The following is a 14,636-nucleotide window of genomic DNA, read 5'->3' as shown; positions in this document are numbered from 1 at the left end:
ACCCGATGCGCCCTTGAGCGGGCACAAAGGTGTCGGAAATGCGGCGGGTGTCAACCCGGCCTGGCGTGTAGCGCCGTTTTCAGGCGAGCGTGACCTCGGCGCAACTCAGTCGCCGATGCGGGCGATGCCGGTGTCGCCATTGTCCTGGACCCATTTCAGCTTGCTGCCGCCAAGGTCCGTCAGGGTGAAGCAGATCGTCTTGCCATCGTACCAGTTTTCCCATTTCTGGCAGAGGTTCTTGCCGTTCACCCACCAGCGGCCCTTGTCGCTGCGCTTGAGAAGGCGGCCGAGTCCCGCTGCCTCACCCGAGCCATCGACCTGGCCATCGGCGCGGTAGTAGAGCGGGAATTCGCCGCCAGCGGGCACAGCAAGATAGATTCGCTTCCCGGAGACGAGCTGCTTGATCGCCTCCCCTTCGACGGGCGTATTGGCCTGGGCCAAACCGACGCCTGACACCATCAGCATGGCGGCCGAAGCCAGAAAGCGCATTATCCGCATCGTCTCATGATCCTGTCGTCGGGAAATCCGGATACGACGCAAGGCGCGTGCCGGATGCACATACGAAACAGGTCGTCGGCACGTTTCGTTCCAAACGGATGATCAGTTGCCGTGGATGTGATCGATCTGGACGAAGTCCGCTCTTTTCCCTCGATCATCAGATACTCTCGCCTTCGAGTTGGGCATCGTTCTGGGTGTGACGACCCAGAGCGCATGTGACCAATCGGTGACCAGCAGTGGATCAAGCTGAAATTGATCGAGATCAGACAGGTCAAATGACTGCAACAAAGTACGCCTGCGGCGATACGTTCGAAGTGCCTGTCCGCCAGATTGGCGGCCAGACCGGTGGCGGGGATATCCGTGTCCGACCCACGTTTGTCGTTCTGACGAGGCGGCGGCCGGTCGCGCCTTGCGCCAATTGCGGGCTCTTCGAACCTCAAAGCTGATAACCGGACAACTCCCCTCGGTGAAACCGGTCCGAGCCCCGAGCAGGGCTAAGCGACAGCCCGAATCCGCAAAGCGGCATCGATCCTGTCAGCGAGGTACATTGCGTCCCGAGCGATGCCGGAGAAGCGGCCTGACCCCCAACTATGAAGCCAGGGCAAGCCGAGGAAATAGGCGCCTTCGACCTCCGTCACGCCACGACGATGGATCGGCTGTCCGGCACCATTGAAGACAGGCGCATCGAGCCAGCGAAAATCCGTTTTAAAGCCGATGCACCAGATCACCGACGTGACGCCTGCGGTCGTGAGAGTGAGTGCATCGGGTTCGACCGGCGGCTCCCAGACGGGAGCGTAGACCGAGGCCGGTGGCGCGCTGATCCCCTTCTCGGCGATGTGTTTGTCGATTGCCGCATTGATGCCGTTATAGACCCGGTCGGCCTCCGCGAGCGCGTTTTTCAGGGTCGGCCTGAACCTCATCGTCGCGCCATCCAGACCGTCAAGCAGGCCATATAGCTGCATGCCTTCGAGCGCGAATTTGCGCAGGTCGATATCGCGGCCACCGTCGCGGCCGGTGACATAATGATTGGTATTGTCGCGAACGCCTTCGCGTAGCGGGTGGCTTTCCACCGGCACGTCATAATAGCCCATCTCGGCGAGCCAGGTGACGACGTCGCGACCACGATAGAAGCGCGCGCAACGTGGCGCCCCGCCAACGGCGAGATGCACCTTGCGTCCTGAGAGGTGGAGATCCTCGGCGATCTGCGAGCCGGACTGCCCGGAGCCGACGACGAGCACCGCGCCTTCCGGCAAGGCCGCGGGGTTGCGATACTCCTCGGAATGGATCTGGAGGAACGAGGCGGGCAACCGTTCGGCCAGGCGCGGAATTACCGGCTCGGCATAGCCGCCCGACGCCACCACGATCTGGTTTGCGACATAGGCCCCTTCCGATGTCGCCAGGGAAAAGCCGCCGGACGGGTTTCGCGTCACGCGGTCGACAGAAACCCCTTCCCTGATCGGTGGGTCGACGAGTGCTCGATAAGCGGCGAGATAGGCGACGATCTCATCCTTGACCATGAAGCCGTGCGGGTCGGGCCCGTCATAGGGATGGCCCGGCAAGGCGCATTGCCAGTTCGGGGTCACCAGACAAAAGCTGTCCCAGCGCCTTGTTTCCCAGCTGTGAAGCGCTCTGTTTTTCTCGAAGACGAGATGCTCGATTCCGCGCTGCCTGAGGCAGTAGCTCATCGCGAGGCCGGCCTGTCCGCCGCCGATGATGGCGACCTGCACATGCGTCGAATGCGATTGGGTCACGGTTTCGCTCCGGAGTTCATTCGGTGAAAGCGAGAACGCCGACGCGGGCGTCGACAAGGTCGTCGTAGCGCGCAGCCGCGGACTCGATGCTGGCAAGCTGACCGAGCGCCAGCGAACACGGAAAGCCGTAGCGTGCCTTCACCCGATCGCTGGCGATGGTCAGCGACGTGCGGCAGCGCTGGAGAAAATCGGCCAGGACATAGCTTTCGCCGGGCGCGAAATAATCCTTGATGACGAGCGAGGGCGAGTAGCAGTTTTCGGTCGCGCCATCTGGCCAGCGGATCTGGAAATGCATCTCAGGCATCGACGGGCTCCCTTAGCGCTGCGTATCCCGGCAGATGCGCGGTGGCGCAGCGTTCCCAGCGATGGGGCTCCAGCACGGATTCGGCGCGGGCCGCGAGGCGCTCGCGAACCTTTGGGATCAACACCGCATGCATCGCATTGGCGATCGAGCCCGGTTCATGCGGATTGCACCAGACCACGTCATCGTCGCCGAAATGCTCGGTGAACGGCGGGATGCGGGACGTCACCACGGGCGTCCCGCATGCGATCGCCTCCAGCGCGACGAGGCCGAAGCCTTCCTTGATCGAGGCGAAGACCAGCGCATCGGCGAGGCGGTAGAGCATCGGCATGTCGTGCTGCGGCAGCGGCCCGGCTATGATGACGGACGACGCGAGTTCGCTGTCCTGAAGCAGCAGCTGTCTGAACTCGGCCTGATAAGCGTCGTGATCGAGCAGTGACGCACCGCCCGCGATGACGAACTGCGCCATCGGGCGCACGACCCGGATCTGCCGAAAGGCCTGCAGCATCCGCAGCGTGTTCTTGCGCTGCTCGATACCGCCGATGCTCAGGAAGACCGGACCTGCGCCCAGCCCGAGACGCGCGCGCAGTAGCGCCTCGCGGCCATCAGGGCGTTTCGAGAACGTCTCGCGGTCCACGCCGTTTCCAACCGGGATGGCGGAGATGCCGAAGTCGCGTTTCAGCGCATCTCGCCAGAGGCCGCTGACCACGAAATGGCTGTCGGCTTGTTCAATCGAACGGCTCTGAAGCGCTGCGACATGGGGATCGGCGAAGCTGTCGATATGGTGGACGGTCCGCGCGAAAGTCTTGATATGACCGCGGGCCTTCAAGGTGGCCAGGGCATTGCCGGAAATTCCGTCCTGAGCGTGGAAGATATCGAAGCGGCGGTTCGCCGCGCTGACGAAATGCGCGACATAGTCGCCGATCCGGGCCTCAACGAGGCCTGCCAGGCTGGCGTGACTGGGAGATGCCGGAACCAGGACGGTCCCGCACGTGGCGTTGCGGAAGAAGCTCTGGCCCGGCCGCGCCGGCGCATGGACGACCGCGTCGTGCCCTTGCTCCGTCAGCGCCTCGCCGAGCGCAAGCGCATGGACGACGCCCCCACGCGGATTGGTGGAATGCGCGAGAATGGCGATGCGCAAGGGCCTGGTCATGCCGCCACCTGCCGCGGCGCGCAGCCGAGCAGCGGGCGATCGGCAACATTCCAGATCACTTCGCGCGCCGTGCCGTCGGTGATCGCGATCTCGGAACCTGTCACGATTGCGCCGATATCGGCAGCCGCGATGCCGCGCACTGCAAAATGCTCCGTGACCGCGCCGACATCGCCCGGTGCGACAGCGAGCAGATAGCCAAAGCTCGGAAAGGTCAGCAGCCAACGCCCGGGCGCAACGTCCGGCGGCATCGGAATGCTGCGAAGGTCGATCTCGATTCCGACACCGGAACACTCGGCCAGCATGGCGGCCGTGCCGATGATGCCGCCCTGGCTGATGTCCTTGGCCGCGCGACTTAAGCCCGCCTCGGCGATGGCGGGCAGGATTTCGAGATCGTCGCGCAGGCGCGCGGGTGGCGCATCGGTCGCCGCCTCCCAGTTCGAGAACGGTTCGCGGTAGCGCCCACGCAAATCAATCGCCGCGACCAGCCGCTCGCCGGGGCGGGCGTCGAAGCTCGTCAGCAATGCCTTGGCGCGGCCCAATATAGCAACCGAGAGCTGGCTGCGATCGGTGCGAAGATTGCTGTGGCCGCCGACGATCGGGACGGCGAAGGCATGCGAGGCGGCGCGCAGACCCTGGAGCACCGGCCCGGCTTTCTCCGCGCCATCGGCCCAGAGCGCATCAACGACCGCGATCGGCCGGCCGCCCATCGCCGCGATATCGGAAAGGTTGACCATCACGCCGCACCAGCCGGCGAACCACGGGTCGCCGGCGACGAACTCGTTCATGAAACCCTCGATGGCGAGCAGCAGGTGCCCGTCGCCATCGGGGATCGCAGCGCAGTCGTCCCCGACCGGCACCGATGACGAGCCGGACAGGCCGAGCCGGCCGGCGACGATGCCGATATCCTCCTTCGCGCCGAAGCTTCGGCTTGCCCGCAGGCCGGCGGCGAGTTCGGAGAGGTCGGGTCTGGCGGTCATCAGGCGGCCCTGCGTGCCGGCAAGGCCTGAAAGCCGATCTCGGGCGTCGGACACGGTGGATAGTGTGCGAGGTCGGCCTGCATGCGCAGATGCGGATGACCATGCAGATCGACAGGCTCGACGATGTCCCAATGCAGCTTCTGGAACAGCAGACCGTTCTGGGCCTGAACGTGAGCGAGGAACGTCTTGCAGCCGCGCGCGTGGGCGGAGGAGACGGCCAGGCGGATCAATGTCGCGCCCAGCGCCCCGACACGGCGGTATCGCGCATCGACGGCCAGCCGCGAGCCCCACCAGACGCCCGGCCCGGTCTCATGGATGCGGACGGTGCCGACGACGTCGCTGGCGGCGACGCCCCAGAGCGAGATGGCCACGAGCGGGATCGCCACAGCGTCGATCCCGTCGCGGTCATCGCCCGCAAAGATGCCCTGCTCCTCGCAGAACACGGCGCGCCGCAACCGCGCCGCGCCTTCGCGCTCCCAGGCTTCAGTGGCGAACTTGATGCGGTATTCGCTCGGCAGGAACGGGGGGAAGCTGTCGAAGATCATGCGCAGCCCCCCTGCCGCAGCGCTTCGCCCCGCTCATAGGTCGAAAGCGCCGAGCAGGCCCCGCATTTGGCGCAGCCGGCCTTGACGTCGATCGCCTTGAGGCCGCCGTCAACGAGCATGCGCGCGAGCGGCCCGAGGATTGAGTGCATGAAAGCGGCGGGCGGCGTCGCGTGGCTCTCAAGCGGCGTGCCAGAGATCGGCACGAAGGGGACCACGAAGGGGTAGACGCCGATCGCGACGAGGCGCTGCGCGATGTCGAGAATGGCTTCGCGCGTATCGCCTAGGCCAGCCAGGATATAGGTTGAGACCTGCCCGCGGCCGAACACCGGCACGGCCGCTTCGAAGGCTTCGAAATAGCGCTCGATCCCGACCTCCGCCTTGCCCGGCATCAGCCGCCTGCGTAGCTCAGGCGTAACGAGTTCCAGATGCATGCCGAGCGCATCGACGCCGGCCTGATGCATCCTGCCGAACCAGGCATCGTCGTCGGGCGGCTCGCACTGCGCTTGGATCGGCAGCGACACGGCGGCTTTGATGGCGCGGGCACTCTCGGCGAGAATTGCGGCGCCCCGATCCCTGGTCGAAGGCGTCCCGGTCGTCATCACCATATGCTTGACGCCATCGAGCTCGACGGCAGCCTTGGCGACTTCGGCGAGTTGCGCCGGCGTCTTGCGTTCCACCGTGCGTCCCGCAGCCAGCGATTGTCCGATGGCGCAGAACTGGCAGGTCTTGGTGCGGCTCTGATAGCGGATGCAGGTCTGGAGCACCGTCGTCGCCAGCACGTCGCGCCCGTGCAGGACAGCAATCTTCGAATACGGCACGCCGTCGGCCGTCTTGAGCCCGTAGAATTTGGGCTGGAGCGGGAATGAAACCTCGCCCAGCACCAAGCCTTCGCGGGTGACGCGGCTTTTGCCGAATGCGTCGGGCTGCTCGACGAGATAGGGGCTATCGAAGGCAGGCGCGGTGTGCACGGGCACCATGACGGTCATCCCGTCGATGGTCATCGCCTTGTGGTCGGAGGGGCCGGCGCCGCCGCGGCGGCTCTCGGCGCCCGCTTTAGGGTCGACCAGCCGCACTCCGAAGGACTGCAACTCGTTGATCAGCCGCTCCGTCGGCATGGCTGTCGGCATCGTCTGTTCCATGGAGGACGCTCCTGTCGGACGAGGTGGGCGTGAAGGCGGTTTCGAGCCGCATCGGTTCGGCCGGGCGGTTGTCGAGCATCAGGCTGAGCAATTCGGGGCGGGCATAGTGGCCGACCGAGTCCATCATGCGCTTGCGCTTCACGATCAGGCTCATGTCGAGATCGGCGACGAGGATGCCCTCGCCCTCCGTGAGAGGCGGAACGATGTGACGTCCCTCCGGCGAGATGATCGCGGTCATGCAGCCGCCGCGCAGGCCTTTGCGCATCGCTTCGTTCGGCGAAATCCGCGCGATTTGCTCCTCGGTCAGCCAGCCCGTGGCGTTGACGACGAAGCAGCCGCTCTCCAGCGCGTGGTGGCGGATCGTGACCTCGATCTGCTCGGCAAAGATCGGACCGACCAGCGAGCCCGGAAACTGCGCGACATGGATCTCTTCGTGCTGCGCCATCAGGGCGTAGCGCGCGAGCGGATTGTAGTGCTCCCAGCAGGCGAGCGCGCCGACCCGCCCGACGGCGGTGTCGACGACCTTGAGCCCGGCGCCGTCGCCCTGGCCCCAGATCATCCGCTCATGGAAGGTCGGCGTGATCTTGCGGCGCTTCAGCAGCAATTCGCCGGTCGCATCGAAGATCAGTTGCGCATTGTAAAGCGAGCCGTGGTCGCGCTCGTTGACGCCGAGCACGACGACGATGCCGAGCCGGCGCGCCGCCGACGCGACGGCGTCCGTCACCGGACCGGGGACGACAACGGCATTCTCATAGAGTCGCACATGCTCCCCGCCGGTCATCACCGGCGGGTGCACGAAGGAGAAATACGGATACCAGGGCACGAAGGTCTCGGGAAAGACGACGAGCTTCGCGCCCTTGGCGGCCGCATCGGAGATGGCGTTGAGGACGCGCTCCAGCGTGCCAGACCACGAACCGAGGTCGGGCGCGATCTGTACCGCAGCGACGCGGAATGGATTTAATGGCGTCATCTCCGGCTCCCCTTCAGGCGTCAGAGCGTCCAGGTGTTGAGGATGAAGGCGTTGTCGCGCCGGTGCAGCAGCACGCAGTCGAGAACATCGAGCGGGCTGATCGGCTTGATGCCGGGGATCAGCGAGCCCTCGCCATGCCCGTAGAGCATCTGCAGCGCGAAGCGGCAGCAATAGACCTTGCCGCCTTCCGACATGAATTTCTCGATCTGGTTGCCGAAGTTCTGCGCGCCCGGAAAGGGTTCGTCTCCGAGCTTGGGGAAGCCGCGCAGGATGCCGAGCGTCACGCCGGGACCGTAGAGCAGAATCGACGTCTCGAAGCCCTTGCGCTGGAGCCGCAGCGCCTGCAGCAAGTTGACCAGGCCGATCGATCCTTCGAACGCGACGGTGTGGAAGGTGATCAGCGCCTTCTCTCCCGGCGCGGCTTTGACGTCCTCGAACACCTTCTCCTCGTAGTCGACCAGGAAATCGCCCTTCTTGTTGGCTTCCTTCGTGACGGCTGGCATGGCGCACCTCGCTTTAGAGTGGCCCGCTGATGGCTGCGGGTTGCGTCAGGAGTACTGCAATGAGCGTGCCAGATTGTATGTATCCGATATGCGTGAAGAGCCAGATTGAATGCAGTCAATATTACGATCAATCAGAAGGGAGACGCTTTAAATCTTTGCCGGATTTATGATCTATCGCAACAAAATGCGGCATATCGGGTAGTGAAAGCAAGGCTTCGGCGCGACGGATCGCTTTCAGTCTTGCCATGCAAAACGCGTGACAGATCCGTATGCTACAATGTACAGTCAATATTGATTGGACCCGTTCGACGCTTTCGGGATGGATTGATGCTGGCCTGGACTCCCGATCTCTCCCGCAGCGACATGCCGCGTTACCTCGCCATTGCCGATGCGATCGCTGAGGACGTCAGGGAAGGACGCCTGGCTGTCGGCGACAGGTTGCCGCCGCAGCGCAAGCTGGCCGAGCGGCTGGGAATGGATTTCACGACCGTCGCGCGCGGCTATGTCGAGGCGCAAAAGCGCGGGCTGATCGAATCTCGCGTCGGCCGGGGCAGCTTCATCAGCCTTCCCAAGCCTCGGCCCTCGCCTGGACGCAGCCATGGCTTCGCGCCCGTCGATCTGTCGATGAACCTTCCGCCGGAACCTGACGCCCCGGAGTTGCTGGGGCGGATGAGCGCAGGACTGAGCGAAGTCGGGCGAGATCTGGTCTCGCTGCTGCGCTATCAGGGCTTCGGAGGCGCTCCCGCCGACAAGGACGCAGCCTCGAACTGGCTCGGGCGACGGGCGCTTGTTCCCAGTCACGACCGACTGTTGGTCACACCCGGCGCCCACCCGGCGCTGCTCGGCATTCTCGGGCTGCTCGCCAGGCCGGGCGAAACGATCCTGTGCGAGGCGGTGACATATCCCGGCTGCCGATCGATCGCCGCTCAACTGGGTCTCACCCTCATCGGCCTGGAGGTTGACGAGGACGGCGTCACGCCCGATGCGCTGGACCACGCCTGCGGACGTCTTTCGCCCAAGGCTCTGTATCTCAACCCGACGCTGCATAACCCGACCACCTTGACGATTCCCGAGGCCCGGCGCGAAGTGCTCGCCGCGATCGCGCGCCGATACCGCCTGCCGATCGTGGAGGACGATGCCTATGGCTTCATCCCCGCCCACGGCCCGGCCCCTTTCGCGGCAATCGCGCCGGACCTGACCTGGCATATCGCGGGCCTGGCCAAATGTATCGGCGCCGGTATCCGCGCCGCCTATGTGGTCGCCCCCGAGCCTCGCCTGGCCTGGCCGTTCGCCGCCGCGATGCGGGCCGCGACCGTGATGGCGTCGCCGCTGACCGTCGCCTTGGCGACACGCTGGATCGAGGATGGCACGGCCGACGCGATTCTCAGGTTCATCCGGACCGAAGCGTCCACGCGCCAGCAACTGGCCGCCGGCATCCTGCCGAAGGGCAGCTTCCGCTCCGATCCGCTCGCCTTCAATCTTTGGGTGGATTTGCCGCCGGCCTGGACGCGGTCGGCCTTCATCGGCCAGATGCGGGCGACCGGGATCGGGATCGTGGCGAGTGACGCATTTACAGTGACCGGAGCGCCGCGCGAGGCCGTGCGCGTCTGTCTCGGGGGGCCCATCAGCCGTGATCGCCTGCGCAGCGCCCTCGAGTTTATGGCTCACACGCTGCAGGAGACGCCGGCTGCGACGTCGCCGTTTCTGTGATCAGAATTGGCCGAACGCGCTCATCGGCCTTTTTGTAGACTGACCGCATCAAGCTGAAGTTCGGGAGTTCGGGGCTAGCCCCGGCTCTATCGGAATCAAGCGCCCGATTATCGAGAGAGCGCGTCAAGTTGTTGGATCGGGAATAGGGGCGCGGCGAATGCCAGTGCTTTTCTTATATATTTCAGGGTTTTATAAAATATTGATGGCGGAAGGGGTGACCGCCGCTCCGCCGTTTTCTCTGACATTTCTGACAATAAGCTACTGAAAAGTCGTCTAAATCGCTATCGCGCACTATAGCCGTTATGATAACCGTCACCTAGCATTCGGTTTGGCGGAGTGATTTTGTGGCAAAACATAAGCTGTCCGAGGCCCGCATCCGGGCGCATGCCGCGCCCGGATTGCTAGGCGACGGTGATGGTCTCTGGCTCCGTGTCCAGAAGAGCGGATCAAAAAACTGGATTTTCATTCACCGCCGCGGTGCCGACCGCAGCGAGATTGGGCTCGGCGGATATGGGCAAGGAACGGCGCCTGTATCCTTAGCGCTGGCGCGCGAGAAAGCCGAAACCATCCGACAGCGCCTCGCCCGAGGAGAAGACCCCCGAGGCGATCTAAAGCCAAACAAGCCAAAAACCTTCCACGACTGCATGGAGGCGTTGCTTGCTACCAAAGAGGCTGAGTGGACTAATCCAAAGCACGCCGCGCAGTGGAAAATGACCTTGCGCGAGTACGCGAAGCCTCTCCACCAAATGCCGATCGCCGATATCGTGATGGGGGACGTCAAGGATTGCCTACTGCCGCATTGGCAAGATCGGCCCGAGACGGCTGACAGATTGCGCTCGCGAATTCAGGCGGTCATCGACTACGGAATCGCTCACGAGTGGCGCACCGCTGGCAATCCAGCCCGATGGCTGGGGTTGCTGGATAAGGTGATGCCGGCCCGTCGCAAGCTCCAGCGTGGCCACCACGCCGCACTAGCCTATAGCCATGCCCCTGCCCTGCTGGTCGGTCTCCGCGGTTCCTCGGGTGTCGCCGCGCGCGCGGTCGAATTCATTGCCCTCACGGTCGCCAGGACAGGCGAGGCGCGGCAGGCAACGTTTGGCGAGTTCGACCTGGTCGCCAAAACTTGGACCTGCCCGGCTGACCGTATGAAGGCGGGCAAAGAACATGTCGTGCCCTTAAGCGGTCGGGCTGTCGAAATCGTAGAGTCCATGCGCCAGCGCGCAACGAGCGCTTTTCTGTTCGGCGGTGGTGTTGAGGGACGACCCGTCTCAGACACGGCGATGACCAAGGCGCTTCGCCTTGCCTCGCCAGACAAGCGCGCGACATTGCATGGAATTAGGTCGATGTTTCGGGACTGGGCCGGCGACTGCACAACTCACCCGAGGGAGGTCGCCGAGGCCGCTTTGGCGCACGCCGTCGGCAACGATGTCGAGCGCGCCTATCGGCGCGGCGATGCGCTCGAAAAGAGACGGATTCTCATGTCGGATTGGGAAAGATATTTGGCCGGTGCAGAATAGGCCGTAATTTCAATCGCTTGGAATAATCATAGACAAGGGGGGCCATCCGCAACTTTAATGACACCACCGCGGGAAGCCGCGTCCGTTGTAGAGGCCTCGGAACCGACTGGCGCGAACGGTTTTCGCCCCTTGGCTGGAGATAGCCATGAGCATTGACGCGTCCCGAATTCTTCGGGCTTCGAACGATAACCCTGTCCTTATATCGCTCAACGAAACCGCCAAGCTGACGAGCATGTCGCGCTCGATGGTCAACGTTCTTCGGGCTGACGGTAAATTTCCGCAGCCTGTCGCACTTGGCGAACGCCGCATCGCCTTCGTGCGCGCTGAGGTCAGCGATTGGATTGCTGCCCGCATCGCCGCCCGGCCGGCGAGGGCCGCGTGATGGAATTGCTCTCCTATTTTGACGGAATGTTCGCTAACGAGCCCCGGCCGCCGGCCGGCCCGTTCGATCATGCATTTGAACTTGAGGCCACCTGCTACCATGAGGCTGCCCATGCCGTAGTCGGCTATGCCTTCGGCGAGCCGATTTCTTCGGTCGGTGTGTGCGCTGACTATCGCAGTGACGCTGAGGGACGCCTATCCGTTGGCTATACTGGCGAAGTTCGACACGGCCCGCCCGGCCAACAGAGCGCTCTTGGCCGGGACTATTGTCCGCTCTATTTCAGAATTGGCGTGGGAACGGCGGCCGGACCAGCGGGCGAGATACGCTTCCGCCGGGAAGCCGGGCTTCCACTGAGGATGCTCGGCGGCACCGAAGGCGATCACCGCACGATCGACGGCATCGGCAAAGGTATCAGTCAACGAGGGCGTTGCGGTTTCGCCTTCCGGCGTCTTGTTTGGTACGCCGCACAGCGCCTGGTTATGCGTGACGACTTCTGGGACGCGATCGACACGGTCGGCCAAGAACTTTGGTACACCGCATGCGACAACGTGCCAGGCTCCTCTGGCACGGAACAGGTTTGGTCAATGATCGAACCACGACAGGTGCATCAGGCTTGCCGGCGTGCTGGTCTGAAGCGCGGCATGTTCAGGCAACAAGCCTTCCCCGCAACACGCCTAGCCGCCTAGCCCAAGCTTCCCGGCGCGGCCACCTTCCGGTCGAAAACCATTGTCGCACCGCCGCGCCAGGCTGCCTGCCCACTGCCCTATCCACCCAACCGACGCCAATCCCGGCGCCGGATTGCGCCCGCATGGGCGAAGGAAACCGTCATGCAGATTGAAGACATGGTCCCGCTGTCATCCGGCAGCGGGCCACCGGGTGCGGTTGCGCGCTTTGCGGTGCGACTGTCGCCCGACGTTAAGCTGTGCGGCCTGCGGCTTCGGAAACGACCAGACGGCTATCGCGTAACTGCCCCGGCCGCCTTTGGCAGCGCCGCCATGCATTTCGCGCCAGCGCTTTTCAATGAAATCAACCGCGCCGCGATTGCGGCCTATGAGAGGCATCACGCCCTTGACCGTTCTGCAGCCTAATCCCACTGCCCTCGACTCGGTCGAGCCTTATCCCATCCATGTTCACCCTGAATACATCGGCCCGATCCCCAACCCAGAATGGGTTGATCCTGGCTTCATCGGCCCGGCTCTCTCGACATTTCGTCGGTCGGAACAAGCCGACTGGCCGCCCCACGGCGATTACACCGACAATGACCTCGCCGGCTTTCATGGCCCCATAGCGCCGGCGCAATGGGACGTCGATGAGCCCGGCCCAGACACACCTGCAGACGTTGAGTGGTTCCTGCGCCGCGAAGTCGGCCTGGCGATCTATGAGTTCAACGAGTTTGAACGGTTCCATGCCGCCGCCTGCGAAAGGCGAGCTATTCAAATGAGAGCCGGTAGTAAGCGCGCCGACGCACGGGCTTCCGCGCAGACCGATGCCGGGCCAGAAGCGGCAAACGACAACAGCGCCCCACCCGGCTCGAACCCCGGTCCGAAACCCGGCCGCTTCTCGCTCACGTGGTTCGACGACATCAGCCCGACGATCGTGAAGCGCTCTTTCATCAAGGGCGTTTTTGGCGAAGGCGAGCTATCGACGATTTCGGGCCTGCCTGGCTCTGGGAAGTCGGCGATCACGACGGATGCCGCCTGCCACGTCGCAGCGGGTATGCCTTGGATGGGCCGCAAGGTCCGTCAGGGCCTCGTTGTATTCGTTGCGGCAGAGCGCAAGACCCTGACCGAGCGACGTCTGTTGGCGTTTCGTAAGCGGTATGGCGTCGAGCGGATTCCCCTGCTCGTGCTCGGCGGTCGCATCGATCTGACCAGCGCAAACACGGACGCGCGCGCGATTGTTGCGGCAGTCAAAGAGGCGGCGGCCGCCTGCGGCCAAGACTGCGTATGGATCATTGTCGACACACTCACCCGAACGTTCGGACCAGGGGACCAAAACACGTCGAAGGACATGGGTCGCTACGTTGGCCACTGCGACCTGATCCGCGAAGGCACCGGAGCGCACCTAACCGTCGTCCATCATACCGGCTGGACTGGCGAGCGCGGCAAGGGCGCCATTGACCTAGACGGCGCCGTCGACACGAGCTTCCTCGTTAAAAAGGCCGGCGGCTCCTACACGCTGATTTGCGACGGCACCAACGACGGCGACGACGGACCTGTCTGCGCTTTTGACATGGAATCGGTCACGGTCGGCGTCGACGAGGACGGCGAGCCCACGACCGCGCCCGTCATCGTGCCGCGCACCTTGGGCAACCTGTCGGGCGTGGTCCAAGACGTCCCGCCCGCAAAGCCAAGCGGCCGTGACATCGCTCTCGGTCACCTGCGTAACGCGGTTGAAGCCGAAGGCCAGATGCCGCCCGATCTTGCCTTTTCGGACGGTGCCATGGTGGTTGACGAAAATGACTGGCGAGAGCGCTGCTATGCCGACTACGGCGACTTAGACAGCGCCGCCAGGCGCCAGCGGTTCCATCGCTATAAGAAAGCGCTTCTGACTGCCGGTTTGATACGTGAAACCGGGCAATGGGTTTGTCCGGTCTAGGCGTGACATACGGCGTGACACCGTGACATGCGTGACAGTCACGCTGTCACAATGAGCACAAAACCAACCGTGACACCGTGACAGTGACACCCCGTTCCTTAGAACGGGTGTGTCATGTCACGCTTGGGTGGTGCTTCGGAAAAAAGATCACCGGGGACGACAAACAGCCAGCGCGGTCGTCGCCTCTCGGTGTGGTATCCCTGAGATATTACGCTAGGAGCCGACCCATTGGACATCACTGTTAAACCGACAAGCTCCACGTCTTGGTCGCTCATCGACCTGCTCGGGCGCGATGTGGGTAAGGTTGAAGAGCAAGCGGCAGGCGAATTTCGCATTGTGCCAGGGGAGCGGGTGGCTGCAGATATGAAGGCGATGAAGCACGGGCCGTTCGCCACTCTCGACCTGGCTCTATCGGAACTTGAAACGTTCACGCGGTCAACGTGCCGTTTGGAAGCCGATCGGGTTTAGAGCCCGTCCCGAAAGGGTTGAGCGGCTGGGGCGCTCGTGATTCCAAGGGGTTGTTCAGGCCATCTTGGAGCGAGCGATGTGGACCCCAGCCACTCGCCGGCAGCATAGTCGCGCGGGACTTCGA

At 63.8% G+C, this 14,636-nt stretch carries 16 protein-coding genes; 7 read left to right on the top strand and 9 right to left on the bottom strand.

Annotated elements, in window-relative coordinates:
* Positions 1 to 105 precede the first annotated feature (105 nt).
* The 9 genes from AC1DZY_RS15270 to AC1DZY_RS15230 all read right to left on the bottom strand — a co-directional run bounded on the left by AC1DZY_RS15270 (position 106) and on the right by AC1DZY_RS15230 (position 7,837).
* Complete coding sequence (locus AC1DZY_RS15270) at positions 106 to 498, bottom strand: hypothetical protein (protein ID WP_476820980.1); 393 nt, start codon at positions 496 to 498, stop codon at positions 106 to 108.
* A gap of 494 nt (positions 499 to 992) precedes the next feature.
* On the bottom strand, positions 993 to 2,249 hold the full coding sequence (locus AC1DZY_RS15265) for an MSMEG_0569 family flavin-dependent oxidoreductase (RefSeq protein WP_476820979.1): 1,257 nt from the start codon (positions 2,247 to 2,249) through the stop codon (positions 993 to 995).
* A 16-nt stretch (positions 2,250 to 2,265) separates the two neighbouring features.
* Positions 2,266 to 2,553, bottom strand: coding sequence for an MSMEG_0570 family nitrogen starvation response protein (locus tag AC1DZY_RS15260; protein ID WP_476820978.1), 288 nt, complete (start codon positions 2,551 to 2,553; stop codon positions 2,266 to 2,268).
* Complete coding sequence (locus AC1DZY_RS15255) at positions 2,546 to 3,703, bottom strand: MSMEG_0565 family glycosyltransferase (protein WP_476820977.1); 1,158 nt, start codon at positions 3,701 to 3,703, stop codon at positions 2,546 to 2,548. Before AC1DZY_RS15255 ends, AC1DZY_RS15260 begins: the two co-directional genes overlap by 8 nt.
* The gene (locus tag AC1DZY_RS15250) at positions 3,700 to 4,680 is read right to left on the bottom strand and encodes a sll0787 family AIR synthase-like protein (protein WP_476820976.1); all 981 of its coding nucleotides are present in this window, start codon (positions 4,678 to 4,680) and stop codon (positions 3,700 to 3,702) included. Before AC1DZY_RS15250 ends, AC1DZY_RS15255 begins: the two co-directional genes overlap by 4 nt.
* Positions 4,680 to 5,225, bottom strand: a complete 546-nt coding sequence (locus AC1DZY_RS15245; protein ID WP_476820975.1) for an MSMEG_0567/Sll0786 family nitrogen starvation N-acetyltransferase — start codon at positions 5,223 to 5,225, stop codon at positions 4,680 to 4,682. Before AC1DZY_RS15245 ends, AC1DZY_RS15250 begins: the two co-directional genes overlap by 1 nt.
* Positions 5,222 to 6,364: an MSMEG_0568 family radical SAM protein gene (locus AC1DZY_RS15240; RefSeq protein WP_476820974.1), complete on the bottom strand. Its 1,143-nt coding sequence runs from the start codon at positions 6,362 to 6,364 to the stop codon at positions 5,222 to 5,224. The genes AC1DZY_RS15245 and AC1DZY_RS15240 overlap by 4 nt, the downstream gene beginning before the upstream one ends.
* Positions 6,279 to 7,334 carry a Nit6803 family nitrilase gene (locus AC1DZY_RS15235; protein ID WP_476820973.1) on the bottom strand — a complete coding sequence of 352 codons (1,056 nt, stop codon included), beginning with the start codon at positions 7,332 to 7,334 and terminating at the stop codon, positions 6,279 to 6,281. The genes AC1DZY_RS15240 and AC1DZY_RS15235 overlap by 86 nt, the downstream gene beginning before the upstream one ends.
* 20 nt (positions 7,335 to 7,354) lie before the next feature.
* Entirely contained in the window at positions 7,355 to 7,837 is a 483-nt protein-coding gene (locus AC1DZY_RS15230; protein WP_476820972.1) for an MSMEG_0572/Sll0783 family nitrogen starvation response protein, read from the bottom strand.
* Between the two features lie 327 nt (positions 7,838 to 8,164).
* On the opposite strand from AC1DZY_RS15230, the gene AC1DZY_RS15225 reads away from it, so the two are divergent.
* From AC1DZY_RS15225 to AC1DZY_RS15195, 7 genes are all read left to right on the top strand, one after another.
* Entirely contained in the window at positions 8,165 to 9,547 is a 1,383-nt protein-coding gene (locus AC1DZY_RS15225; protein ID WP_476821146.1) for an aminotransferase-like domain-containing protein, read from the top strand.
* 344 nt (positions 9,548 to 9,891) lie between these two features.
* Positions 9,892 to 11,064, top strand: a complete 1,173-nt coding sequence (locus AC1DZY_RS15220) for a tyrosine-type recombinase/integrase (protein WP_476820971.1) — start codon at positions 9,892 to 9,894, stop codon at positions 11,062 to 11,064.
* Between the two features lie 145 nt (positions 11,065 to 11,209).
* Positions 11,210 to 11,446, top strand: a complete 237-nt coding sequence (locus tag AC1DZY_RS15215) for a helix-turn-helix transcriptional regulator (RefSeq protein ID WP_476820970.1) — start codon at positions 11,210 to 11,212, stop codon at positions 11,444 to 11,446.
* Positions 11,446 to 12,132, top strand: coding sequence for a hypothetical protein (locus AC1DZY_RS15210; protein ID WP_476820969.1), 687 nt, complete (start codon positions 11,446 to 11,448; stop codon positions 12,130 to 12,132). Before AC1DZY_RS15215 ends, AC1DZY_RS15210 begins: the two co-directional genes overlap by 1 nt.
* A gap of 141 nt (positions 12,133 to 12,273) precedes the next feature.
* Positions 12,274 to 12,534, top strand: a complete 261-nt coding sequence (locus AC1DZY_RS15205; protein ID WP_476820968.1) for a hypothetical protein — start codon at positions 12,274 to 12,276, stop codon at positions 12,532 to 12,534.
* Complete coding sequence (locus AC1DZY_RS15200) at positions 12,515 to 14,044, top strand: AAA family ATPase (RefSeq protein WP_476820967.1); 1,530 nt, start codon at positions 12,515 to 12,517, stop codon at positions 14,042 to 14,044. The genes AC1DZY_RS15205 and AC1DZY_RS15200 overlap by 20 nt, the downstream gene beginning before the upstream one ends.
* A gap of 228 nt (positions 14,045 to 14,272) precedes the next feature.
* Positions 14,273 to 14,512, top strand: coding sequence for a hypothetical protein (locus tag AC1DZY_RS15195; protein WP_476820966.1), 240 nt, complete (start codon positions 14,273 to 14,275; stop codon positions 14,510 to 14,512).
* The last annotated feature ends 124 nt before the right edge of the window (positions 14,513 to 14,636 follow it).

This window comes from Allobosea sp. P2_A10 (genome assembly GCF_056405115.1).
This window is presented reverse-complemented; position numbering and strand designations above follow the sequence as displayed.

What these genes read in the sequence shown, in the direction of transcription:
- AC1DZY_RS15230 (WP_476820972.1), bottom strand. Translation starts at nt 7,837, where the DNA reads ATGCCAGCCGTCACGAAGGAAGCCAACAAGAAGGGCGATTTCCTGGTC.
- AC1DZY_RS15240 (WP_476820974.1), bottom strand. Translation starts at nt 6,364, where the DNA reads ATGGAACAGACGATGCCGACAGCCATGCCGACGGAGCGGCTGATCAAC.
- AC1DZY_RS15270 (WP_476820980.1), bottom strand. Translation starts at nt 498, where the DNA reads ATGCGGATAATGCGCTTTCTGGCTTCGGCCGCCATGCTGATGGTGTCA.
- AC1DZY_RS15255 (WP_476820977.1), bottom strand. Translation starts at nt 3,703, where the DNA reads ATGACCAGGCCCTTGCGCATCGCCATTCTCGCGCATTCCACCAATCCG.
- AC1DZY_RS15210 (WP_476820969.1), top strand. Translation starts at nt 11,446, where the DNA reads ATGGAATTGCTCTCCTATTTTGACGGAATGTTCGCTAACGAGCCCCGG.
- AC1DZY_RS15260 (WP_476820978.1), bottom strand. Translation starts at nt 2,553, where the DNA reads ATGCCTGAGATGCATTTCCAGATCCGCTGGCCAGATGGCGCGACCGAA.
- AC1DZY_RS15235 (WP_476820973.1), bottom strand. Translation starts at nt 7,334, where the DNA reads ATGACGCCATTAAATCCATTCCGCGTCGCTGCGGTACAGATCGCGCCC.
- AC1DZY_RS15225 (WP_476821146.1), top strand. Translation starts at nt 8,165, where the DNA reads ATGCTGGCCTGGACTCCCGATCTCTCCCGCAGCGACATGCCGCGTTAC.
- AC1DZY_RS15205 (WP_476820968.1), top strand. Translation starts at nt 12,274, where the DNA reads ATGCAGATTGAAGACATGGTCCCGCTGTCATCCGGCAGCGGGCCACCG.
- AC1DZY_RS15245 (WP_476820975.1), bottom strand. Translation starts at nt 5,225, where the DNA reads ATGATCTTCGACAGCTTCCCCCCGTTCCTGCCGAGCGAATACCGCATC.
- AC1DZY_RS15215 (WP_476820970.1), top strand. Translation starts at nt 11,210, where the DNA reads ATGAGCATTGACGCGTCCCGAATTCTTCGGGCTTCGAACGATAACCCT.
- AC1DZY_RS15250 (WP_476820976.1), bottom strand. Translation starts at nt 4,680, where the DNA reads ATGACCGCCAGACCCGACCTCTCCGAACTCGCCGCCGGCCTGCGGGCA.